The sequence below is a fragment of the Ramlibacter sp. genome (assembly GCF_028292805.1).
GTDB lineage: Bacteria > Pseudomonadota > Gammaproteobacteria > Burkholderiales > Burkholderiaceae_C > Ramlibacter.
Map to the genome: position 1 here is coordinate 1 of NZ_JAQGLS010000061.1, position 22,312 is coordinate 22,312.

At 68.7% G+C, this 22,312-nt stretch carries 24 protein-coding genes and 1 pseudogene; 17 read left to right on the forward strand and 8 right to left on the reverse strand.

The window, feature by feature from the left end; all coding sequences use genetic code 11:
- The 4 genes from JWP65_RS03170 to urtA form a co-directional block, all read right to left on the reverse strand.
- Positions 1 to 292 (reverse strand): ATP-binding cassette domain-containing protein (locus JWP65_RS03170; RefSeq protein ID WP_299760276.1); only part of this gene is annotated, 292 nt, incomplete at its 3' end.
- On the reverse strand, positions 289 to 1,359 hold the full coding sequence (gene urtC, locus JWP65_RS03175) for an urea ABC transporter permease subunit UrtC (RefSeq protein ID WP_299760278.1): 1,071 nt from the start codon (positions 1,357 to 1,359) through the stop codon (positions 289 to 291). The genes JWP65_RS03170 and urtC, both read right to left, overlap by 4 nt.
- A 164-nt stretch (positions 1,360 to 1,523) precedes the next feature.
- Positions 1,524 to 3,089 (reverse strand): urea ABC transporter permease subunit UrtB, encoded by a 1,566-nt coding sequence (gene urtB, locus JWP65_RS03180; protein WP_299760280.1) that lies wholly within the window; start codon positions 3,087 to 3,089, stop codon positions 1,524 to 1,526.
- Positions 3,090 to 3,231: 142 nt separating this feature from the next.
- Positions 3,232 to 4,509 (reverse strand): urea ABC transporter substrate-binding protein, encoded by a 1,278-nt coding sequence (gene urtA / locus JWP65_RS03185; protein ID WP_299760282.1) that lies wholly within the window; start codon positions 4,507 to 4,509, stop codon positions 3,232 to 3,234.
- Positions 4,510 to 4,727: 218 nt separating this feature from the next.
- On the opposite strand from urtA, the gene JWP65_RS03190 reads away from it, so the two are divergent.
- Positions 4,728 to 5,327 (forward strand): hemerythrin domain-containing protein, encoded by a 600-nt coding sequence (locus JWP65_RS03190; RefSeq protein WP_299760284.1) that lies wholly within the window; start codon positions 4,728 to 4,730, stop codon positions 5,325 to 5,327.
- Positions 5,328 to 5,414: 87 nt separating this feature from the next.
- Here JWP65_RS03190 and JWP65_RS03195 read toward each other — a convergent pair whose 3' ends face one another.
- Positions 5,415 to 6,362 carry a response regulator transcription factor gene (locus JWP65_RS03195; protein WP_299760286.1) on the reverse strand — a complete coding sequence of 316 codons (948 nt, stop codon included), beginning with the start codon at positions 6,360 to 6,362 and terminating at the stop codon, positions 5,415 to 5,417.
- Complete coding sequence (locus tag JWP65_RS03200) at positions 6,359 to 9,673, reverse strand: ATP-binding protein (RefSeq protein ID WP_299760318.1); 3,315 nt, start codon at positions 9,671 to 9,673, stop codon at positions 6,359 to 6,361. The genes JWP65_RS03195 and JWP65_RS03200 overlap by 4 nt, the downstream gene beginning before the upstream one ends.
- A 209-nt stretch (positions 9,674 to 9,882) precedes the next feature.
- Between JWP65_RS03200 and JWP65_RS03205 the strand changes: the two genes are divergently transcribed.
- The 8 genes and pseudogenes from JWP65_RS03205 to JWP65_RS03240 all read left to right on the forward strand — a co-directional run bounded on the left by JWP65_RS03205 (position 9,883) and on the right by JWP65_RS03240 (position 15,083).
- The gene (locus JWP65_RS03205; protein ID WP_299760288.1) at positions 9,883 to 10,185 is read left to right on the forward strand and encodes an urease subunit gamma; all 303 of its coding nucleotides are present in this window, start codon (positions 9,883 to 9,885) and stop codon (positions 10,183 to 10,185) included.
- Between the two features lie 20 nt (positions 10,186 to 10,205).
- Positions 10,206 to 10,784: a HupE/UreJ family protein gene (locus JWP65_RS03210; protein WP_299760290.1), complete on the forward strand. Its 579-nt coding sequence runs from the start codon at positions 10,206 to 10,208 to the stop codon at positions 10,782 to 10,784.
- Between the two features lie 7 nt (positions 10,785 to 10,791).
- A complete protein-coding gene (locus JWP65_RS03215) occupies positions 10,792 to 11,097 on the forward strand; it encodes an urease subunit beta (protein WP_299760292.1) in 306 nt (101 codons plus the stop codon).
- Positions 11,097 to 12,875 carry an urease subunit alpha gene (gene ureC / locus JWP65_RS03220; RefSeq protein WP_299760294.1) on the forward strand — a complete coding sequence of 593 codons (1,779 nt, stop codon included), beginning with the start codon at positions 11,097 to 11,099 and terminating at the stop codon, positions 12,873 to 12,875. The genes JWP65_RS03215 and ureC overlap by 1 nt, the downstream gene beginning before the upstream one ends.
- A 12-nt stretch (positions 12,876 to 12,887) precedes the next feature.
- Positions 12,888 to 13,400 (forward strand): annotated as a pseudogene (gene ureE, locus JWP65_RS03225) (urease accessory protein UreE); the annotation flags it as partial.
- Positions 13,381 to 14,055, forward strand: coding sequence for an urease accessory protein UreF (locus tag JWP65_RS03230; protein WP_299760296.1), 675 nt, complete (start codon positions 13,381 to 13,383; stop codon positions 14,053 to 14,055). The pseudogene ureE and the gene JWP65_RS03230, both read left to right, overlap by 20 nt.
- Positions 14,052 to 14,699 carry an urease accessory protein UreG gene (ureG, locus tag JWP65_RS03235; RefSeq protein WP_299760298.1) on the forward strand — a complete coding sequence of 216 codons (648 nt, stop codon included), beginning with the start codon at positions 14,052 to 14,054 and terminating at the stop codon, positions 14,697 to 14,699. The genes JWP65_RS03230 and ureG overlap by 4 nt, the downstream gene beginning before the upstream one ends.
- A 51-nt stretch (positions 14,700 to 14,750) precedes the next feature.
- On the forward strand, positions 14,751 to 15,083 hold the full coding sequence (locus JWP65_RS03240) for a hypothetical protein (RefSeq protein ID WP_299760299.1): 333 nt from the start codon (positions 14,751 to 14,753) through the stop codon (positions 15,081 to 15,083).
- Between the two features lie 42 nt (positions 15,084 to 15,125).
- Here JWP65_RS03240 and JWP65_RS03245 read toward each other — a convergent pair whose 3' ends face one another.
- Positions 15,126 to 15,482 (reverse strand): hypothetical protein, encoded by a 357-nt coding sequence (locus tag JWP65_RS03245; RefSeq protein WP_299760300.1) that lies wholly within the window; start codon positions 15,480 to 15,482, stop codon positions 15,126 to 15,128.
- A gap of 472 nt (positions 15,483 to 15,954) precedes the next feature.
- Entirely contained in the window at positions 15,955 to 17,592 is a 1,638-nt protein-coding gene (locus JWP65_RS03250) for an FAD-dependent monooxygenase (protein ID WP_299760301.1), read from the reverse strand.
- 115 nt (positions 17,593 to 17,707) lie between these two features.
- Between JWP65_RS03250 and JWP65_RS03255 the strand changes: the two genes are divergently transcribed.
- The 8 genes from JWP65_RS03255 to JWP65_RS03290 form a co-directional block, all read left to right on the forward strand.
- Positions 17,708 to 18,610 carry a LysR family transcriptional regulator gene (locus JWP65_RS03255; RefSeq protein WP_299760302.1) on the forward strand — a complete coding sequence of 301 codons (903 nt, stop codon included), beginning with the start codon at positions 17,708 to 17,710 and terminating at the stop codon, positions 18,608 to 18,610.
- A gap of 474 nt (positions 18,611 to 19,084) precedes the next feature.
- Positions 19,085 to 19,636: a hypothetical protein gene (locus JWP65_RS03260; protein ID WP_299760304.1), complete on the forward strand. Its 552-nt coding sequence runs from the start codon at positions 19,085 to 19,087 to the stop codon at positions 19,634 to 19,636.
- Positions 19,633 to 19,944, forward strand: a complete 312-nt coding sequence (locus JWP65_RS03265; protein WP_299760306.1) for a hypothetical protein — start codon at positions 19,633 to 19,635, stop codon at positions 19,942 to 19,944. The genes JWP65_RS03260 and JWP65_RS03265 overlap by 4 nt, the downstream gene beginning before the upstream one ends.
- Positions 19,941 to 20,804: a hypothetical protein gene (locus tag JWP65_RS03270; RefSeq protein WP_299760308.1), complete on the forward strand. Its 864-nt coding sequence runs from the start codon at positions 19,941 to 19,943 to the stop codon at positions 20,802 to 20,804. Before JWP65_RS03265 ends, JWP65_RS03270 begins: the two co-directional genes overlap by 4 nt.
- Positions 20,805 to 20,806: 2 nt before the next feature.
- Positions 20,807 to 21,127 (forward strand): hypothetical protein, encoded by a 321-nt coding sequence (locus JWP65_RS03275; RefSeq protein WP_299760310.1) that lies wholly within the window; start codon positions 20,807 to 20,809, stop codon positions 21,125 to 21,127.
- A gap of 2 nt (positions 21,128 to 21,129) precedes the next feature.
- Positions 21,130 to 21,396: a hypothetical protein gene (locus JWP65_RS03280; RefSeq protein ID WP_299760312.1), complete on the forward strand. Its 267-nt coding sequence runs from the start codon at positions 21,130 to 21,132 to the stop codon at positions 21,394 to 21,396.
- Positions 21,389 to 21,616: a hypothetical protein gene (locus JWP65_RS03285; RefSeq protein ID WP_299760314.1), complete on the forward strand. Its 228-nt coding sequence runs from the start codon at positions 21,389 to 21,391 to the stop codon at positions 21,614 to 21,616. The genes JWP65_RS03280 and JWP65_RS03285 overlap by 8 nt, the downstream gene beginning before the upstream one ends.
- A gap of 118 nt (positions 21,617 to 21,734) precedes the next feature.
- Positions 21,735 to 22,312, forward strand: a 578-nt coding sequence (locus JWP65_RS03290; RefSeq protein ID WP_299760316.1) for a tape measure protein, incomplete at its 3' end; no start/stop codon positions are given.

The window sequence follows — 22,312 nt, forward strand, 5'->3', positions numbered from 1 at the left end:
TGCCGGTGATGATGTCCATCATCGTGGTCTTGCCGGCGCCGTTCGGGCCGATGATGCAGCGCAGCTCGCCGGGCGCGATGTCCAGCGACAGTTTGTTGATGGCGCGAAAGCCGTCGAAGCTGACGCTGACGTCTTCCAGGTACAGGATGCGGCCGTGGGCGGTGTCCACCTCGCCCGGCACCAGCGGCCGGCCGAAGCCCGCGGCACGGCCGCCCGACTCGGTGTTGCCCGACACCGGCCGCGCCAGCGCCGCCGCGCGGCGTGCGCCATCTTCCATCAGGTCGGGCGTCATGGCGACTTCCTGGTCGCCAACTTCTTGACCAGGCCCACCACACCGTTGGGCAGGAACAGCGTGACCGCGATGAACAGCGCGCCCAGGAAGTACAGCCAGAACTCGGGCGCCGCCACCGTCAGCCAGCTCTTGGCGCCGTTGACCACGAAGGCGCCGACGATCGGGCCGATCAGCGTGGCGCGGCCGCCCACTGCCGCCCAGATCGCGATCTCGATCGAGTTGGCCGGGCTCATCTCGCCGGGGTTGATGATGCCGACCTGGGGCACGTAGAGCGCGCCGGCCACGCCGCACATCATGGCCGACAGGGTCCAGATCGCGAGCTTGTAGCCGATCGGGTTGTAGCCCGAAAACATGACGCGTGTTTCGGCGTCGCGGATCGCCCGCAGCACGCGGCCGAACTTGCTGGACACCAGCCAGCGGGCCAGCAGGTAGCACCCGAGCAGCACCAGGCCGGTCGCCACGAACAAGGTCATGCGCGTTTGTGGCGTGGCGATGGCGATGCCCACGATGCGCTTGAAGTCGGTGAAGCCGTTGTTGCCGCCAAAGCCGGTCTCGTTGCGAAAGAACAGCAGCATGGCGGCGAAAGTCAGCGCCTGCGTGATGATCGAGAAGTACACGCCCTTGATGCGCGAGCGGAAGGCGAAGTAGCCGAACACGAAGGCGACGATGCCGGGCACGGCGACGATCAGGAACAGCGTCGCGATGAAGCTGTCGGAGAAGGTCCAGTGCCAGGGCAGCTCTTTCCAGTCCAGGAACACCATGAAGTCCGGCAGGTCGCTCTTGTAGTTGCCGTCGCGGCCGATCTGCCGCATCAGGTACATGCCCATCGCGTAGCCGCCCAGCGCGAAGAACAGCCCGTGGCCCAGCGACAGGATGCCGGTGTAGCCCCAGATCAGGTCCATCGCCAGCGCGCAGATGGCGTAGCACATGGTCTTGCCGACCAGCGCCACCGCGTAGTCGCTCATGTGGAACGGGCTGGCCTGCGGCACCACCAGGTTCAGCAGGGGAGCCACGGCGCAGACCAGGATCAAGGCAGTGAGGAAGGTGGCCCAACCCGTGTTCGTCATCAGCGGCGCGCGCTGGGCTTGCTCCCTCCTTCCCTGGGGGAGAGCTGGGGTGGGGGCGCGCGGCGCTTCCATCACCGCCACCGGCTCGGTGGCCGCCGCAGCGCCCCCACCCTGCCCGCCCCCAGGGGAGGGTTCCAAGATTCCATTCGTAGGCAACACCGCGCTCATGCTTCCGCACTCCGTCCCTTGACCGCGAACAGTCCTTGCGGCCGCTTCTGAATAACGACCACGATCAGCACCAGCACCGCGATCTTGGCCAGCACGGCGCCGGCCCAGCCTTCGATGAACTTGTTGAGCACGCCCAGACCCAGCGCCGCGTAGACGGTGCCGGCGAGCTGGCCGACACCGCCCAGCACCACCACCATGAAGGCGTCGACGATGTAGGCCTGGCCCAGGTCCGGCCCGACGTTGCCGACCTGGCTCAGAGCGCAGCCGGCCAGGCCGGCGATGCCGGAGCCGAGCGCGAAGGCATAGGTGTCCACGCGCGCCGTGTTCACCCCCATGCAGGAGGCGATGGCCCGGTTCTGGGTGACGCCCCGCACGAACAGGCCGAGCCGGCTGCGCGAGATCAGCAGTGCCATCCCGAACAGCACGGCGACAGCGAAACCGATGATGACGATGCGGTTCCAGGGCAGCTGCACGTTGCCCATGAGGAGGATGCCGCCGCTCATCCAGGCCGGGTTTTCCACGCCCACGTTCTGCGCGCCGAACAGCGTGCGCACCAGCTGCATCAGCATCAGGCTGATGCCCCAGGTGGCCAGCAGCGTCTCCAGTGGGCGGCCGTAGAGAAAGCGGATCACGCCGCGCTCCAGAATCGCGCCCATCAGCGCCGCGGCGGCGAAGGCGGTCGGCACCGCCGCCACCAGGTACCAGTCGAAAGCGCCAGGCAGGTACTGGCGAAACAGGTTCTGCACCACGTAGGTGGCGTAGGCGCCGATCATCATCAGCTCGCCGTGCGCCATGTTGATCACGCCCATCAAGCCGTAGGTGATGGCCAGTCCCAGCGCCACCAGCAGCAGGATGGAGCCCAGGCTGATGCCCGAGAACACGGCGGCGGCGCGTTCGCCCCAGGCCAGCGAGTCGGCAATGCCGCGGATCGATGCCTGCAGGGCGGCCTTGACCTCGGGCTCCGATTCAGTGGCCAGCCGTTGCTGCAGCAGGTTGCGGGTGGCGGGGTTGGTGCTGCCAGCCAGCAGGCGCGCGGCCTCCAGCCGGCGGCCCTGGTCTGCGCTGCCCAGCAGGGCGGCGGCGCGCACCAGGGCGAGCTGGTCCTTGATCGCAGCGTCCTGTTCCACCGCATATGCCTTCTCGATCAGCGGCAGCCTGGCTTGGTCGGACTCCTTTTGCAGCTGCGTGACGGCGGCGGCACGCACCGCCCGGTCGTTGGAAAACAGCTTGAGCGCCGCCAGCGCGGTGTCGAGCTCGCCACGCACCCGGTTGTTGTTGACCACGTCTTCGGCATCGGGCGGCAGTGTGGCGGCAGCGCCGGTGACCGGGTCGCTCGCCTTGTCGTCGCGCACGACGAAGGCCTTGCCGCCAGCGGTCTTGACGGCATCGTCGGACAGTGCCTGGATGAAGGCGGCCGTCTTGTCGTCGGCGGCGGCCCGGTTCAAGGCCTCGATGCGGGCGTCGGAGTCGCCGATCGCCATCGCGGCGGCCTGGTCGGCGGTGAGGGCCTGCGCGCCGGCGGGGAGGCACAGCGCGAGCAGCAAAAGCAGTCTGTTGATCATGAAGCAACCTGTAGGGTGGGCAGCGCGCTGCCCACCGTGCAGACACCTGGAGAACCTGTGATTGCGGGCTCGATCCGCAATCCAGCGGCGTCGGCGCCGCCGCTGGATCCCGGCTCGCGGCCGGGCCGGCAGGGAATCGGACTTACACCTTCGACTTGCCGTCCGGCTCGTCCTTCTTCTTGTCGTTGCCTTCGATGTACGGCGACCAGGGCTTGGCCTTGACCGGGCCCGGGGTCTTCCAGACCACGTTGAACTGGCCGTCGGCCTTGACTTCGCCGATGAAGACCGGCTTGTGCAGGTGGTGGTTCTTCATGTCCATGGTGGCGGTGAAGCCCGATGGCGCCTTGACAGTCTGGCCGGCCATGGCGGCGATGACTTTGTCGACGTCGGTCGACTTGGCCTTCTCGACGGCCTGGGCCCACATCTTCACGCCGATGTAGGTCGCTTCCATCGGGTCGTTGGTCAGCGGCTTGTCCTTGTGGCCGGGGATGTTCTTGGCCTTGGCATAGGCCGCCCACTTCCTGGTGAACTCGGTGTTGGTCGGGTTCTTGACCGACATGAAGTAGTTCCAGGCGGCCAGGTGGCCCACCAGCGGCTTGGTATCGACCCCGCGCAGTTCCTCTTCACCCACCGAGAAGGCGACGACCGGCACGTCCTTGGCCTTCAGCCCGGCGTTGCCCAGTTCCTTGTAGAACGGCACGTTGGAGTCGCCGTTGATGGTGGAGATCACCGCCGTCTTCTTGCCTTCGCCGGAGAACTTCTTGATCTTGCCGATGATGGTCTGGTAGTCGGCGTGCCCGAAGGGGGTGTACTCCTCCATGATGTCCGCGTCGGCGATGCCCTTGGACTTGAGGAAGGCGCGCAGGATCTTGTTGGTGGTGCGCGGGTACACGTAGTCGGTGCCCAGCAGCACGAAGCGCTTGGCGCTGCCGCCGTCCTTGGACATCAGGTATTCCACCGCGGGAATGGCTTGCTGGTTGGGCGCCGCGCCCGTGTAGAACACGTTCTTGGACAGCTCTTCACCTTCGTACTGCACCGGGTAGAACAGCAGGCCGTTCAGTTCCTCGACCACCGGCAGCACCGACTTGCGCGAGACCGAGGTCCAGCAGCCGAACATCACGGCTACCTTGTCCTGTGTCAGCAGCTGCTTGGTTTTTTCGGCGAACAACGGCCAGTTGGAGGCCGGGTCGACCACCACCGGCTCGAGCTTGCGGCCGAGCACCCCGCCCTTGGCGTTGATTTCCTCGATGGCCATCAAGGCCGTGTCCTTCAAGACGGTCTCGGAAATGGCCATCGTGCCGGACAGGCTGTGCAGGATGCCGACCTTGATGGTGTCTTTGGACTGCGCGAAGGCCGGCAGGCCGGCGCCAGCGAGGGCGACCGCGGCGGCAAAGGCCTGGAGGGTGAAACGACGTTGCATCTGGCAGTTCTCCGGAAAAAAGAGGCGCGGTGGGAAGGGGCAGGTCCAATGCTAGGGACGCGCTCGCGTTGCGGCCATACGGCACATGGCGTATGGCTGGGCCACGTCTGCCTCTGCCGGCGGCCGCACTACAGGGCTTGCCCGTCTTGTCCGACAAGCTGGCGGCCGTGCCGCGACTCAAATCGGCAGCGGCCCGCTCCACCAACCGATTTCGAACCATGACGTCGCTGCTGACCCAGTTGTCGCCCAGCATCACCAACCTGATCCGCCTGGACCACACGCACGTGCTGTCGGCGTTCCACCAGTACGAGGTCGACTCGCCGGCGCGGCTGAAGAAAGGCCTGGCCGACAACGTCTGCCTGGCGCTGGAGATCCACACGCAACTGGAAGAAGAGCTGTTCTACCCCGCGCTGCGGGTGGTGGCCGACACCGAGATGCTGCGCAAGGCCGCCCCCGAGCACGACGAGATGCGCGGCCTGATCTCGCGCCTGCGCCACATGCCCGTTGGCGACCTGTCCTACGACGCCACCTTCTTCGAGCTGATGCGGCACGTGCTGCACCACGTGGCGGACGAGGAGACCATGCTGCTGCCCGCCGCCGAGCGGCTGATTCCCGACCGGCTGCCCGAGCTGGGCGCGCGCATGACCAGGCGCCGGCTGGAACTGGCCGGCCGCCGGGCCCCGGAAATGGCCAGTAGCATCGCCCGCTCCCTGAACCCCGGCACCCTGGTAGCCGCCGGCAGCGCGGTACTGGGCGCGGCCATGCTGCTGACGCGGCGGCGCGCGCTGCCGCGGTTCACGCGCAAGGCGCGGGCCTGACGCCACCCTTGTTTGCGGCCGGGCCCGCACTCCAGTCCCGCGCTTGACGACGGCATGGGTTCCGGCTGGCGCCCGGGATGGCAAGGTCTACCCCTCGAACTGCGGGTGCAGCCGCCGGATCCGGTTCATCGCCATGCCCGCCGCCGCCGTGCGCGTCTCCACGCCCAGCTTGGCGAAGATGCGCTCCAGGTGCTTTTTCACGGTGGCCGGGCTCGCGCCCAGGATGTCGGCGATGTCGCGGTTGATCTTGCCTTTCACCACCCAATACAGCACCTGCGCCTCGCGCGCGGTCAGCTTGAAGGCCAGGCTCATCGATTCGATCACCGCGGCGTCCGACACCTCGCGCATCACGATCAGCCAGTCGTCGTCACCGGTCTGCTGGTGCAGCCGGATGCTCAGGCGCCGCGCCCCCTGTTCGGCCGCCAGCCGCGGCGGCTCGATGTTGCTTTCGGCTTCGCGCAGGTGGCGGCGCAGCCAGTCCAGGATCGGCCCGGGCGTGGCCGGCGCGCTGGTGCCGTAGTACGCCGCGAGCAGGTCGCGCGCCAGCGGCGTCTGCCACATCAGCCGCCCGTCACTGGCGCGCACCGCGATGCTGGCGTAGCCGAAGGCGTCCAGCGCATTGCGGGTCTGCCGCGCCAGCCGCGCGCCCTGCAGGTGCACCGTCATGCGCGCCAGCACCTCCTTGGGCTTGATCGGCTTGGTGACGTAGTCGACGCCGCCCGCCTCCAGCGCGGCCACCAGGTGCTCGGTGTCGGTCAGGCCGGTCATGAAAATGATCGGGATGTTGGCCGTCAGCGGGTCGGCCTTCAGGCGCCGCGCCACCTCGAAGCCGTCCAGACCCGGCATCATCGCGTCGAGCAGCACGATGTCCGGCAGCGCCTGGGCGGCGCGCTGCAGCGCGGCCTCGCCGCTGGTGGCCACCAGCACGGTGTAGCCCGATTCGTCCAGCGCGTCGTGCAGCACCGACAGATTGTCCGGCACGTCGTCCACGATCAGCACGACGTCGCCGTTGGCGCGATCGAGCACCGCGCTCATGGACCCAACTCGGCGCCGGCCAGCGCCCGCGCGATCGCCTCGAACTGGAACTTGCGCGCCAGCTCGCGCATGGCGGCGGTAAAGCCCGCGCACTCGGGCTGGGCCGTGTCGATCGCATCCAGCTGGTTCAGGATGCCGCGGTAGTAGCCCAGTTGCACGGCCTGCTGCAGCGGCGCCAGCAGTGCCGGCAGCGGCCACTGCCAGGCTGCGGGCTGGGCCGCCGGCGCCGCCGTGGCCGCCGGCTCCTGCAGCCAGCGCAACGCCAGCTGCCGCTCCAGCCAGTCGAGCAGTTCACTGTGCCGCACCGGCTTGGTGATGAAGTCGTCCGGCCGGATGCCCATGTCGTTCTCCAGCGCCTTGTCGAAGGCATTGGCCGAGACGATCGCCACCTTGGCGTCGAGATGGCCCAGGCGGCGCAGGCGGCGGATGGTTTCCCAGCCGTCGATGCCGGGCATGGCCAGGTCCATCAGGATCGCGTCCGGCCGCAGGCCGGCGGCGACCAGGTCGAGTGCGTCGTGGCCGCTGGCGGCGGTGCGCAGCTCGAAACCCAGCGGCTCCAGCAGGTGCAACAGCACCTCGCGGTCGGCCTCCTCGTTGTCCACCACCAGGATCTTGCGGCGCGCGCCTTGGTAAGCGCGCCGCAGTTGCGACGCGCGCACCTGCCGCGCCGCGGCGGCATGCACCTCGGGCAGGAACAGCCGCACGCGGAACACCGAGCCGACGCCGGGCGTGCTGGTGGCGGTCAGCTCGCCGCCCATCAGGTCGGTCAGCATCTTGGCCATGGTCAGGCCCAGCCCGGCGCCGGGCGCCGACTGGGCCGCGCTGTCGCCGCGCGCGAACGGCTCGAAGATCTGCGCCAGCTCCTGCTCGGTGAGGCCGGGGCCGGTGTCCTCGACTTCGAACAGCGCCATCTCGCGCGCATAGCGCACGCGGAACACCACTTGCCCGCGCGCGGTGAACTTGATGCCGTTGCCCAGCAGGTTGATCAGGATCTGCCGCACCCGCTTCTCGTCGGCCCGCACCACTTCCGGCAGCACGCCCTCGGCTTCGAAGCGGAAGGCCAGCCCCTTCGCCGCCGCCTGCACCTCGAACAGGCCGGCCACCTCGTGCACGAAGTCGGCAAAGCGCATCGGCCTGACGTTCAAGGTCAGCTTGCCGCTCTCGATCCGGGCGATGTCCAGCGTGCCTTCGATCAGCGACAACAGGTGCTCGCCGCCGCGCAGGATCACGTTGACGGCGTGCTTGCGCTTGGGCGGAATGCCAGCGTCCTCGCCCATCAGCTGGGCGTAGCCCAGGATGCTGTTCAACGGCGTGCGCAGCTCGTGGCTGATGGCGCTGATGTAGCGGCTCTTGGCCTGGTTGGCCTGGTCGGCCAGCTGCTTGGCCTGCTGCAGCGCCTCGTCGGTCTGGCGGTGCGAGTCGATCTCGCGCATCAGCAAATGGGTCTGCCGGTTCGACTCCTCCTGCGCCACCTGCCGGCTCTTGTGCGCCAGCACCAGCCACCAGGCGACGATGCCGGCCACCAGCAGCAGCGCCAGGTAGGCCTTGAGGAAGGTGGCGCGCAGCGCGGCGGCGCCGGCCCAGCCCGGCTCGGCCGCCTGCACCTCCTGGTGGTACAGCAGCCCGAACAGCGCACCCAGCAACGGCGCCACCACCAGCATCAGCAGCAGGAAGTGGCCCAGGCCCGTGTCGAGGTAAGGCCAGACGCGCCGCGGCAGCAGCCAGCGCATGGCGCCCGACCACTGCGCCGCCAGGCTCGCGTGCGGCTTGCACAGGTCGCCGCAGCGCGCGTCGAGCGTGCAGCACAGCGAGCAGATCGGGCCCTGGTAAGCCGGGCAATGCGCCATGTCGGGGCCTTCGTAGTCGCGCTCGCAGACGACGCAGCGTTGCAGCACCAGGTCGTCGCGCCTTGCGGCGCCGTCCCCGCGCGCAATGTAATACCGGCCCTTCGTCGCCCAGGCGATCGCCGGCGCCGTGACGAGCGCCACCGCCATCGCGATCACCGCGGAGAACGCCTGCGCCAGCGGCCCGAACACGCCCAGGTAGGCGCTGATGGACAGCACCGAGGCCAGCGCCATCGCGCCGACGCCGACCGGGTTGATGTCGTACAGGTGGGCGCGCTTGAACTCGATGCCCTTGGGCGACAACCCCAGCGGCTTGTTCACCACCAGGTCGGCCACCACCGCCATGATCCAGGCGATGGCGATGTTGGAGTACAGGCCCAACACGTCGCCCAGCGCCTGGAACACGTTCATCTCCATCAGCATGAAGGCGATCAGCGTGTTGAAGACCACCCAGACCACCCGCCCGGGGTGGCTGTGGGTGACGCGCGAGAAGAAGTTGGACCAGGCCAGCGAACCGGCATAGGCGTTGGTCACGTTGATCTTCAGCTGCGAGACCACCACGAACAGCGCGGTGGCCGCCACCGCCCACCCGTAGTGCGGAAAGACGTATTCGTAGGCTGCCAGGTACATCTGGTTGGGGTCGACAACGCGGTCGATCGGCACCATGTGGGTGATCGCCAGGTAGGCCAGCAGCGCCCCGCCCAGCATCTTCGCCACGCCGAGCACCACCCAGCCGGGCCCGCCGGCCAGCACCGCCAGCCACCAGCCGCGCCGGTTCGCGGCGCTGCGCGCCGGCATGAAGCGCAGATAGTCGGCCTGCTCGCCCATTTGCGTGATCAACGCGATGCCGACCGTCAGGGCGGCACCGAACAGGTGCAGGTCGAAGCCGCCGCCGGACGACTTTTCCCCGCGGTAGTGCGTGATTCCCGCGAATGCACCAGGATCGCGCGCCAGCACATAGCAAAAAGGCACGACCAGCATCACCAGCCACAGCGGCTGGGTCCATGCCTGCAGCTTGCTGATGGTGGAGACGCCGTGGGTCACCAGCGGGATCACGACCAGGGCGCAGACCAGGTAGCCCCAGCTCGGTGGGATGCCCAGCGCCAGCTCCAGCGCATAGGCCATCACCGCCGCCTCCAGCGCGAAGAAGATGAAGGTGAAGCTGGCGTAAATCAGCGAGGTGAGCGTCGAGCCGATGTAGCCGAAGCCGGCGCCGCGCGTGAGCAGGTCCATGTCCACGCCGTGGCGGGCGGCGTAGATGCTGATCGGCAGGCCGGCCAGGAAGATGATCAGCCCGGTGACCAGGATCGCCCAGAAGGCGTTCATGAAGCCGTACTGCACCAGCAGCGTGGCGCCGACCGCCTCCAGGATCAGGAACGAGGCCGCGCCGAAGGCGGTGTTGGCGACGCGGAACGGCGACCACTTGCGAAACCGCTGCGGCGTGTAGCGCAGCGCGTAGTCCTCCATGGTCTCGCTGCCGACCCAGCTGTTGTAGTCGCGCCGCACCTTCACCACGCGCTGCGGTGCGCCGTTCAGGTCCAGCGGAACGATCGGGATGGTCTGGTTCACGCACCACAGGTGCAGGTTCCATGCCCGGAGCTGCCCCTCACCCTACCGTGTCCCCAGAGGGGAGAGGAAAAAGACCATGGCCCGCCTCTTGCAACAAGCCATGCGCCATGGAACTGACCCCCCGCGAAAAAGACAAGCTGCTGCTGTTCACCGCCGCCCTGCTGGCCGAGCGCCGCCGCGCCCGCGGCCTGAAGCTCAATTACCCGGAAGCGCTGGCGCTGATTTCCGCCGCCGTGATGGAAGGCGCCCGCGACGGCAAGACGGTTGCCCATCTCATGAGCGAAGGCCGCTCCATCCTCACGCGTGACGACGTCATGGACGGCATCGCCGAAATGATCCCCGAGATCCAGGTCGAAGCCACCTTCCCCGACGGCACCAAGCTCGTCACCGTGCACCAGCCGATCGTCTGATGACCATCCCCAGGACTTCCATGCGACTCTTCCTCTTCGCCGCGGCTGCCGCGCTTTCCACCGCCGCTGCGGCCCACACCGGCGCCGGCGCCGGCGGCCACGGGCATTCGGCCTTTCTGGCCGGCCTGCTGCATCCGCTGGCCGGCGCCGACCACCTGGCTGCGATGCTGGCCGTGGGCATGTGGAGCGCGCTGGCCGTGCGGCCCGCCTGGCTGGCGCCCGCCGGCTTCGTCGCCCTGCTGGCGCTCGGCGCCATCGCGGGCTTGGCCGACCTGCAGGTGCCGGCGATCGAGCCGATGCTCGCCGCCTCGCTGCTGGTGCTGGGCCTGCTGGTCGCCACGCGCCGCGGGTTGCCGCTGGTGGCGGCCGTCGGTCTGGTCGGCGGCTTCGCCTTCTTCCATGGCACCGCGCACGGCATCGAGCTCGCGGGCGGCGCGCAATGGCCGGCGCTGGCCGGGATGCTGCTGGCGTCCGCCGGCTTGCACCTGGCGGGCCTGGCCGTGGGCCGGCTGGTGCTCACGCGGCACTGCTGGCTGCCGCGCATCTCCGGCGCCGGCGTGGCGCTGCTCGGCGCCACCTTGCTGGCCCGCCTGGCCTGAGGCCGCCATGATTCCCGGTGAACTGTTCACGGACGACGGCGACCACGTCCTCAATCCCAAGCGCCGCACGCTGATCCTGGTGGTGCAGAACACCGCTGACCGGCCGATTCAGGTCGGCTCGCATTACCACTTCGCCGAAACCAACGGCGCGCTGCGGTTCGCCCGTGACGCGGCACGCGGCATGCGGCTGAACATCGCCTCGGGCACCGCGGTGCGGTTCGAGCCGGGCCAGCAGCGCACGGTGGAACTGGTCGACTACGGCGGCGGCCGCAACGTGTACGGCTTCCGCGGCCTGGTGCAAGGAAAACTCTGATGGCAACGATTCCGCGCCGCGCTTACGCGCAGATGTTCGGCCCGACCACCGGCGACCGCGTGCGGCTGGCCGACACCGGGCTGGTGATCGAGGTCGAGGACGACTACAGCTTGCGCGCCGGCGGCTACGGCGAAGAGGTCAAGTTCGGCGGCGGCAAGACCATCCGCGACGGCATGGCGCAGTCGCAGCGCACCCGGGCCGAGGGCGTGGTCGACACCGTGCTGACCAACGCGCTGGTGATCGACCACTGGGGCATCGTCAAGGCCGACATCGGCTTGAAGAACGGGCGGATCGCCGCCATCGGCAAGGCCGGCAACCCGGACACCCAGCCGGGCGTGGACATCGTCATCGGCCCCGGCACCGAGATCATCAGCTGCGAAGGCGCGATCGTCACCGCCGGTGGCATCGACAGCCACATCCACTTCATCTGCCCGCAGCAGATCGAGGAAGCACTGGCCTCCGGCGTCACCACCATGCTGGGCGGCGGCACCGGCCCGGCCACCGGCACCTTTGCCACCACCTGCACGCCCGGCCCCTGGAACATCGAGCGCATGCTGCAGGCGGCCGATGCCTTCCCGATGAACCTTGGATTTCTCGGCAAAGGCAACGCCAGCCTGCCACAGCCGCTGCGCGAGCAGGTCGAGGCCGGCGTGATCGGCCTGAAGCTGCACGAGGACTGGGGCTCGACGCCCGCCGCCATCAGCAACTGCCTGGACGTGGCCGACGAACTCGACGTGCAGGTGGCGATCCACTCCGACACGCTGAACGAATCCGGCTTCGTCGAGAACACGATTGCCGCCACCAAGGGCCGCGGCCTGTGCGCCTTCCACACCGAGGGCGCCGGCGGCGGCCACGCGCCCGACATCCTGCGGGTGGTGGGCGAGGCCAATTTCCTGCCCTCGTCGACCAACCCGACGATGCCCTACACCGTCAACACGCTCGACGAGCACGTCGACATGCTGATGGTCTGCCACCACCTGGATCCTTCGATCCCGGAAGACCTGGCGTTCGCCGAAAGCCGCATCCGCAAGGAAACCATCGCCGCGGAGGACATCCTGCACGACCTGGGCGCCATCAGCATGATGTCCAGCGACTCGCAGGCCATGGGCCGGGTCGGCGAGGTGATCCTGCGCACCTGGCAGACGGCGCACAAGATGAAGGCGCAGCGCGGCTGGCTCGCGCCGAGCCCTCGCCCCGGACCGCTCTCCCAGCGGGAGAAGGGAGCGTCTGGTCCTGCTGCGCAGGAAAACGCCAGGAATGACAACTTCCGCGCCAAGCGCTACATCGCCAAATACACCATCAACCCGGCGATCGCGCACGGCATCAGCCACGAAGTCGGCAGCATCGAGCCGGGCAAGTGGGCCGACCTCGTGATCTGGAAGCCGGCCTTCTTCGGCGTCAAGCCGGCGCTGATCCTCAAGGGCGGCTTCATCGCGATGGCGGCGATGGGTGACCCCAATGCCTCGATCCCGACGCCGCAGCCGGTGCACTACCGGCCCATGTTCGGCAGCTTCGGCGGCGCGCTGGCGCGCGGCTCCATCACCTTCATCTCGCAGGCCGGCATGGCGGCGGGCGTGAAGGCACGCTTCGGCCTGGCCAAGATGGTCAGCGCCGTCAAGGACATCCGCGCCGTGCGCAAGCAGCACATGGTGCACAACGCGTACCTGCCGACGATGGAGATCGACGCCCAGAGCTACGCCGTGCGCGCCGACGGTCAGCTGCTCACCTGCGAGCCGGCCACGGTGCTGCCGATGGCGCAGCGCTACTTCCTGTTCTAGGATCACGGCATGATGTTGCAAGTCGGAAAGATCCTCGCTGGCGGCCATGGGCTGGCCCCGGTCCTGTTGAAACGCGCAGCCACCGTCGAACTGGACTGGGACGTGCGGCAGAAAAGCCGCTTCGACGCCACCGATTCGCGGGGCCGTCACCTGGGCGTGTTCCTGCCGCGCGGCACGCTGGTGCGTGGCGGCGACGTGCTGGTGGCGCAGGACGGTTCCATGGTCCGCGTGATCGCCGCGCCGCAGGCTGTGCTGGTGATCACGCACTGCGCGGCACACGGCACCGCCTTCGACCTGACGCGCGCGGCCTACCACCTGGGCAACCGGCACGTTCCCATCGAGCTGAGGCCCGATCACCTGAAGATCGAGCCCGACCACGTGCTGGCCGACATGCTGCGCGCCATGCACCTGGAACTGCGCGAGGCCAGCGAAGCGTTCGAGCCCGAAGGCGGCGCCTACGGTTCGCACGGCGCGCATGCAGGGCACGGCCACCACCACGGCGCCCATGGCCACCACCACGACCACTGATGCAGCCTTGCTGCAGCTGATCTGGCTGGCCTCGCCGGCGCTGCCGGTGGGCGGCTTTTCGTATTCCGAAGGACTGGAAGCCGCGATCGAGGCTGGCCTGGTGCACGACGAAACCACGGCCGGCGACTGGCTGGTCGACCAGCTGCACCTGGCCCTGGCGCGCTCCGACCTGGCCGTGCTGGCGCAGGCCGTGACCGCCTGGCGCGCCGGCGACCAACCCACCTTGACCCGCCTGGACGCCTGGGTGCGCAGCAGCCGCGAGACCAGCGAGCTGCGCCAGCAGACCGAGCAGATGGGCCGCTCGCTGATGGAGTGGGCCCGCTCGCTGCAGCCGGCCGAACGCGCGGCCGAGACGCCGACCTACCCGGTCGCCTTCGCTTCGGCGGCCGCGCAAGGCACGGCCCCGGTGCGCCAGGTGCTGCTGGCCTTTGCGTTCGGCTGGGCCGAGAACATGATGCAGTCCGCGCTCAAGTCGGTGCCGCTGGGGCAGTCGTCCGGCCAGCGCATCCTGGGCCGGCTGGCGCTGCAGATCCCGGCCGCCGTCGACCATGCGCTTTCGCTTGACGACGAGCATCGCCAGTCGTTCACGCCCATGCTGGCCATCCTGTCGGCCCGGCATGAAACCCAGTACTCCCGATTGTTCCGCTCATGACCGCCCTGCTCCACCACATCGCCCACCGCACCAAGACGCTGCCACCGCTGCGGGTGGGCATCGGCGGACCCGTCGGTTGCGGCAAGACCACGTTGCTGGAGATGCTGTGCAAGGCGATGCGCGAGCGCTACGACCTGGTCGCCATCACCAACGACATCTACACCAAGGAAGACCAGCGCATTCTGACCGTCAGCGGCGCGCTGCCGGCCGAGCGGATCATGGGCGTGGAGACCGGCGGCTGCCCGCACACGGCGATCCGCGAGGACGCCTCGATCAACCTGGAGGCGATCGACCGGATGCTGGTGGACTTCCCGGATGCCGACATCGTGTTCGTGGAATCGGGCGGCGACAACCTGGCCGCCACCTTCAGCCCCGAGCTGTCGGACCTGACGATCTACGTGATCGACGTGGCGGCCGGCGAGAAGATCCCGCGCAAGGGCGGGCCGGGCATCACCAAGAGCGACCTGTTCGTCATCAACAAGACCGATCTGGCCCCGTACGTGGGCGCCGACCTGGGCGTGATGCAAGCTGACACGAAGCGCATGCGCCGCGACAAGCCCTTCGTGATGACCAACCTGAAGACGCGCGACGGGCTGGCGCAGGTGGTGGAGTTCATCGAGCGCAAGGGCTTGCTGCGCGGCTGATCGCGGCCGCGTCCTACAGCTTGCGGCAGGCGGCACCCTTATGTTGCCGGGATGAACCTGTTGCAAGACCCCCCGGCCGGATTCGACAGCGTCGCGCGCGCTTTCGCGATGGCCCGGCACATCCCGAGCACCAACCGGCTCGGACTGCAGCTGGGGTTGGTCAGCGACGGCATCCTGTTCGCCCAGGGCGAGCTGGACGGCTACCGCCAGGTGGCTTTCTTTTCCGAGCACGTGCGCGACCTGGGCTACCGCGAGCACCTGCTGGGCAGCGACGACGACATGTTCGGCTGCGACATGCTCTTCTCGCATCCTGCCGACCATGAGCAGCGCGACCCTTCCTTCATCCGCCGCTCGCCGGTGCAGCTGTGGCCCGTCGCGGGCTGAGTCCTGTCGTCCCGGCGCTTGAGCCGGGATCCATCTCTGGCTTTAGCTCTTGCGCCTCCTGCGGCTGTCCAGGAACCACGCCAGGAACGGCAGCAGCAGCACCGACCCTGGCACGGCCCAGATCAACAGGTAAGGGCTGACCGAAGAGACCGAGCGCACCATGCGCTTGAGCTGGTCCTTGTCCTCCAGCGTCCACTGGCCGCCGTTGCGCCTCATGAGCAGCGGCCAGGCGCCCCGCATCGCCGCCAGCTCGTCGCGAAAACGCAGCTGCTCGCGCTGGGTGCTCGCCAGCAGCGAGCAGAACCAAAGCGGCGCGCGCGTCAACTTCGGCTGGTACGAGTGCGCGCAGTTCGGGGCGAACTGCGCGTCGGCGGATTTGGATGAGTGGAACCGGCCCATGTGAAAAGCATAGGCACGTGATCGGGCGGCCACAACGACGCTTGCCCAAAGCGAGTGCGCCAGCGCACGCGATGCCACCGAAAACCCGGGCCGGAACGCCCCACGCCCGAGTAGGTCCCGGATTGACCTCCAGGCGGAAGCGGTGAGATTCGAAGCGCAGAGTTCGCCGGCCGGCTTTCCACCACAACGGGCTGGCGCCACTTGCGCGACTGCTGGCCGATGGTGCGGCCCAGGATGTCGAGCCCGAACGCACGACGATCTTCACCGGGCCGCTGGGCAACTGTCCTGCGCCTGCGCCTGCGCCAGTGTTGGCGTCAGTGTCGGCGTCAGTGTTGGCGTCAGTGTTGGCGTCAGTGTCGGCGTCCCGCCTCCGCCAGGGCGGCGGCGCCGGCCCCGAGCGCCAGGCGCGGCGCCTTGCCGCGCGTGTGGGATGGAGTGCGGGTGTCGTTCATCATTGCGTCATCCTGGACGTTCAGGGAGTTGTCCGCGGGGCACGACCCTGTGCCAGGGCGAGCACCTGTCGGACCAGATCTGCCGTGGGGCGGGTTTCGTTGCCAGCCCAGGCAACGAACTGGTCCGGCCGCACCAACACCCAGCGGGCGGCATAGCGCGCAGCTTCGCCCGTGGCCGGATGCTCCACCACCGTGAGCGGCAGCCCCAGCTCCGCCGCGGCAGCGCGGAAGGCCGCTACGGCGTCGGCATCGGCGTCCAAGGCCAGCAAGGTGAAGCCGGCGCCCAGCGCCTCGAACACGTTGCTGCCGTCGGCCAGCACCGCCGGTGCCAGGTGGTGGCCGGCGCGGGCGTCGAAGCGGTGCGAACCTTTCGCGCTGCAGGCACCCGCCCGGCCATCGCGCCACACCACCGGCGAACCCTCGTAATGCGGTTCGAACGCGTGCACCTCGCCAACCGCGCCCTGGGCGCGCGCCTGCCAGGCCTGCTCGAACGCGGCTTGGTCGCGCGCCGGGTCGCAGGCTTCCAGGAATGCGTGGTCGTTTGCGATCGACTTGGCGATGAAATCGTCGATGGTCGAGGCAAACACCGGCCGTCGCTCGCCTTCGTACGAGTCCAGCAGTGCGTCGCCGCCCCAGCCCTGCAGCGTGGCGGCCAGCTTCCAGCCCAGGTTGCGCGCATCCTCGAGCCCGGAGTTGACGCCATAGCCTCCATACGGGGGATGGCTGTGGGCGGCGTCGCCGGCGATGAAGAGACGCCCGGCGCGGTAGGTATCGGCCAGCGCGAAGCGCAGGTCCCAGAAGCCGATGTGCTCGAAGTCCACCTCGAATTCCGCGCCCACGGCCTCGTTCAGGAAGGCCTTGAAGTCGAAGTTGTCCGCCGTGGTGCCGGCCGGCACCGGCGCGTGGAAAAACCAGGTGCTGCCCAGGTCCACCCGACCCAGGAACTTCCAGTAGCCCTCGAGCTGCGGCTGCAGCACGTTGTAGTAGCTCTTGCCGGGATAGCGCTGCAACAGCTCGTGCAGCTGGCGCGAGCGAAACACAAGCAGCACCATGACGCGGTCGTGGTCAGTGCGGGTCTGGGTAATGGCGGCCTGCTCGCGAACAACAGAGCGGCTGCCGTCGCAACCGACCGCATAGGGCGCCCGCAGCACTCGGCGGGCCCCTCCCTTGCGCTCGCGGACGGTGACCGTCGTCGCTGCCGCGTCCTGGGCCACGTGCTCCACGTCCCACCCGTACAGCGCTTGGACCGCGGGCAACTCGGCGGCGCGGGCGCGCAGCACCGCCTCGGTGGCGTACTGGGGGAGCCGCTCGTTGGCGGTGAAGTAGTAAGGCCTGACCAGGTCACGCTGCAGCCAGTCGTAGTGGTAGGGGCCCAGCAGCGTGCCATAGGCCGTGAGGCCGCCGATGCCGTACTCCGGCGGGATCGTTCGCGCAGCCCGCAACTGTTGCTCGGCACCCCAGAAATGCAAGTGCTCCATCGTCCTTTGCGTGAGGTTCTGCCCCTTGGGAACGGGTTGCGGCTGCGGATAACGTTCCACCACGATGCAGCGCACGCCGCGCTGGCCCAGCTCGATGGCCAAGCCCATTCCTACCGGCCCCCCGCCGACGATCACCACCTCGGCGTCGTGGGCCGCCGCTGCTGCTTCACTCTTTTTCATCGTTTCCTGTCGAGGTCGTGCTTTTGCGCGGCGGCGCCGCGTTTGGTGGAGAATTAGATTCGGTTCCTTGACCTGAATCAAACGGAACATTCTGATGAACTCCTCAAGAAAACTCATGAATGTCAGCAGCCGGCAGCTGCTGGCATTCCTGGAAATCTGCCGGCTGCAGAGCTTCGCCAAGGCAGCCGAAAGCATTCCCATGTCGCCTTCGGGCGTGAGCATGCTGGTGAAGGAGCTGGAGGACCAGATGGGTGCGCGCCTGTTCGAGCGCACCACGCGATCGGTGACGCTCACCGACGCAGGCCACCGACTGCAGCCGGTCGCCGAGCGCATCGTCGGCGAGCTGCGCAGCCTGGAGGCGGTGATCGGCGGCGCCGAGGCTGCCGTGCGCTCGCGCCTGCACGTGGCCGCCACGCCGATGGTGTCGGCCACGCTCTTGCCAGCGGTGATCCGTGCCTTCGCCGGGAGCCACCCCACGGTGCGTGTGCAACTGGCCGATGTGGATGTGAACACGGTGCGTCGCAAGGTGCTGGAGGAGGAGGCGGACATCGGCCTTGGCTTCTTCATCAAATCCGCCGCGGGACTGCTGCGCGAGCCGCTGTGCCGCTTTCGCCTGATGCGCATCGACCCGCCGGGCGCCGAGCCGCCGGGCTTGGGGCACAGCCGCCCCTGGAGCAGCCTCAAGCAGCTGTCCATGGTGAGCCTGCCCGTGGACAACCCCATCCAGGCGCTGATCGAGAAACACCTGGCCCATCTGGGCGTCGCGCCGCAGGAGCGCCCACGCATGAACCTGATCGGCACCATGATCGGCATGGTGCAGGCCAGCCACGGCCATGCCGTCCTGCCCTCGTTCGCCCTGGACGAGTGCCTGCGCCATGGCCTCGGGGTGGCGATGCTGGTGGAGCCGGCGGTGCACCTGGACCTTTACCTGGTGTCGCGCCGCGGCGCGCAGGCCAAACCGGCGGCGAAGGACTTCGCCGAGGCCTTGAAGAAGGCGGCGGGGAGGCTGGCGGGCTAGTTGCCGGGCCCGAATGCGCCGAAGCGCCCTCAGCCCGAGTCCTTCTACCGCCGCACGGCCGCTGCGGCTGGTCCCGGACGGCGGACCATGCAGAGCTGCCCCGAGTTGGAGGATGCACCGAATACGGCCGCAGCCCCGCGTTGGGGTGGGGTCGGGGTCGGGGTCGGGGTCGGCATCCTCCAGCATCAGCAGCCACCCAGTTCAAGAACGACGGGTGAAGTGATGGCAGAAACCAAGGCTTCAGTTTGAAGTCCGGGCGCAGCTTCTGGTTTCGGCGGAGGTGTGCTCCGCCGCGCGCCCACTGCCCGCGGGGTGAGCGGCCGCAGGGAGACCCCACACCCATCACAGAACCCCCCGTCCCGAGCGGGTGCTGCTGCTGCGGCCGCCAGCGACGCAAGCGCTCCGCTGGTCTTCGACGCAGGCGAGTGGTCTGCCACCGTCACCGCCACCCTTGACACGGCCGGCGAGTTTCGCGTGGTCGCCTGGGTGCCGCCCGCCGACCCCGCGCCGATGCGCCAACGCCGCGACCTTGTCGACGCCCGTGCCGCGCTGGATGCCGACGACCTGCGGCACTGGCGCGCTCTTTTCAGGGCGGCCGGCTTCTCCCTCGAGGACTGCGAGGACGACGAGGCAGAAGCGCCCGACGAGGTCGACGAGGTCAAGGAGGTCAGCCTCGACAGCATCATGGCCGTGCGCATCGCGCCGACGGTGCAGCGCGTGGTCTTCGCCGAGGACGTCCGGCCCAAGGTGGGGCCCCGGCCCGCCATTCCCGTGTCGGTGTTCGAGCTGGCCGACAAGGTCATACAGGTGCGCATCGCCGCGCCGTCGACGGTTGCTGCGACGACGTTCCTCCGCATCGTGCGCGGTGAGGGTTTCACGACCTGCACGCACCATCCTGTCGCCGAGTCGCCGGAATGGCTGGAGCGGGAGGTGCAGCGCCGCGCACGCCAGGTGCTGCCCCGCCCGCCGAAGGGCGCCCGGCTCAGGAGCAAGAAGCTGCTGGCGCTCATCGGGGAAGAGGCGTGAACCCCGAAACCCTGGCCGCCCTGTTCGACAAGTGCGGCGAAACGCTCGCCCGCAGCATCCTGATGGACCACGGCACGCGCAGCAGCAGGAAGGCCTTCGAGCACCTGGCCGCGGTTCGCCACGCCCGGCAGTTGATGGACAAGCGCAAGACGCGCGCCGCTGCCGGCTACGAGCTCCACGTGCGCTACGGCATCTCGCTCCGCACTGCGGACACCCGCACCAGCGAAGCCTTGAATCTCCGACCGGGCGCAACTGCGCAAAAACAGGGTCCGGAATTGCGCAACCCCTCCCTCTCATTGGACCCATGACCCAGCAAACCACCCTCCAAGCCCGCCACGCCGCCGCCGCTGCGCGTGTCAAGGCGGCGACCGAAACCCTGACCTCTCGCGAGCAAGGCGCCACGCGCGCCGAGGCCGAGTTCGCCCGCCTCACGGCTGCAGTGGAGGCCGACCCGAAGGACATGCCGGCCAACTTCGCGCACGGGCAAGCGCAGGGCAACCTGAGCCGCGCGAAGAGCCAAGTCACGCAGGCGCAGGGCGAGCTGGCGGCGGCCCGGCGCGAACTGGCGGAGCTGGATCGGCTGCTGACCGGCGACGCGGCGCTCGAGAAGGCCCGCCAGAACTGGCGCGGCGCATCCACGGCACAGGTGGAGGCCACCAAGGCGGCGCAGGCTGCGCGCGGCGAGCTGGCCAGGCTCGACACCGACCTCCGGGAGGCAGAGGCGAAGGTCGAGGAAGCGCAGAGCGCGCAGCGGACGTCGATCCTCGCGGCCATGGGGTACCGCAAGGAACCGGCCGCCAAGGTGGCGGATGCCGAGGGGCTGCTGCTCGGCCCCGCCGCCACCGTCGACGCGCTGCGCACCGCGCGGCCCGAACTGGAGGCCAAAGTCGCGGACGCGGAAGCGGCCCTTGTGTCCCGCGACAAGGAGACGCAGCGGGCGGTGCAAGGCATCGTCAACGCGAAGGCGGCGATCGCCGAGGCTGCCGCCTTGCAGGCCCTGGAGCAATGCCGGGCCGCAGTGCAGTCCTACCACGCGGCGACGGCGGCCGCTGGCCGCGGCTACGGCGAGCGCTTCTCGCTGTACGAGTTGCATCCTTCCGTCACCGCGGCGGACGCATTTGAGCGTCAAGTCGAACGCCTGAAGGCCAGCGCCTTCGCCGGAGAGTGACGGTGCCGCAGGTCCAGCACCCCGAGCTGCAGCAGGCGCGCGCTCGCCTCGAGACGGAAAGCGCTGCTGCCCGCGAGCTCACTGCGACCGTTGCGAAGTGGCAGGCCCATGTCGATTGGCTGACCGCAGCGCGGCCGAACCTGCCCGGCAGCCTGGAGTACCGACAGCACGACGATGCGATGCAGGGAGCGCCCAAGAACCTGCTCCGGGCGGCGATGGCCGCGCTCGCCACGCAGGAGGCGGCGGTCCGCGCCGCTCAGGAAGAGGTGGTGTGGCTGGAGCACCAGGCCGCAGACCAGGCCGCAACCGTACCAAAGGAATGACCATGACCCAGCGCTCCGAACCCATGTTCGCTGTCGGACTTGCCGAAGGCAAGACGGCTCCCCAGCATCAACCCATTGCCTCGCACGCGCCGGCGCCGACCTCGGCACCCGCTGCGCCCACCACCAGCACCGCCAACGCAATGACCCACATGACCCCCCAGGAACGCGACGCCTCTCTCCTGCGCGAGCTCGCCACCAGCACCGTGAACAAGGCGCTCGCCGCGCTGAACGCCAACGAACCCAGCCGCGGCGGTCAAGGCGTTGACTGATGCGCAGGGCTACGTGTCCCGCTTCGCCACCGCGCACAACGCGCCGGCCGTCACCAACGCCCGCGCAATCAACCCCTTCCACGGGTACGACCCGAATAACCCGATGGCAGGCATCGAGCGTGAGGCACGCCCGTACGTCGACGTCAACCGCTTCGGCGGAGACGCCGTCGAAGCCGCTGCCTGGGCCGCCTACGACCCCAACAACCCCGAGGGGAAGTGATCGATGCTGGTGGAGGATGGCTATGTCCACGCTACGGCGCCGACCCGCATGAAGGAGCCTGAGCGTGGCTGAAAAAGTAGGTGAGCTGTACTACAGCGTCTCGCTGGACACCGGCGAGATGATCGCCAACCAGCGGCGGGTCAGCGCCGAGCTGGGCAAGACCACGAAGGAGCTCGACTCGTTCAGGGCTCGCCTGACGCCGGTTGCCGCCGGCGTCGCCATCCTGGCTGCCGCACTCATGACGCTGAAGGCGGCGAAGCTGGCCGACGAGTTCCGCCTGCTGTCGTCGCGCGTAGAGATCGCCACCGGCAGCGTCGAGGCCGGGTCTGTTGCATTCGGCGCCCTGGTCGCCATCAGCCAGCGGACGTCGACCAGCCTGTCCGCAAACATCACCCTGTTCACGCGGCTGAACTCCTCCATGCAGGCCATGGGCGGCACGCAGGAGGACACGCTGCGCCTCACGGAGTTGGTGGCAAAGGCCATGCGGGTGTCCGGCGCTTCTGTGCAGGAAACCGCCTCGACCATGCGGCAGTTCGGCCAGGCGATGGGGAAGGGCCAGCTGAACGGGGACGAGCTGACGTCGCTCATGGAGAACTCGGAGTACCTGGCGCGCAAACTAGCTCAAGGCCTGGGCGTGCCGGTGGGTGCGCTCAAGGATCTTGGCGAACAGGGAAAGCTGACCTCCGATGCAATCGT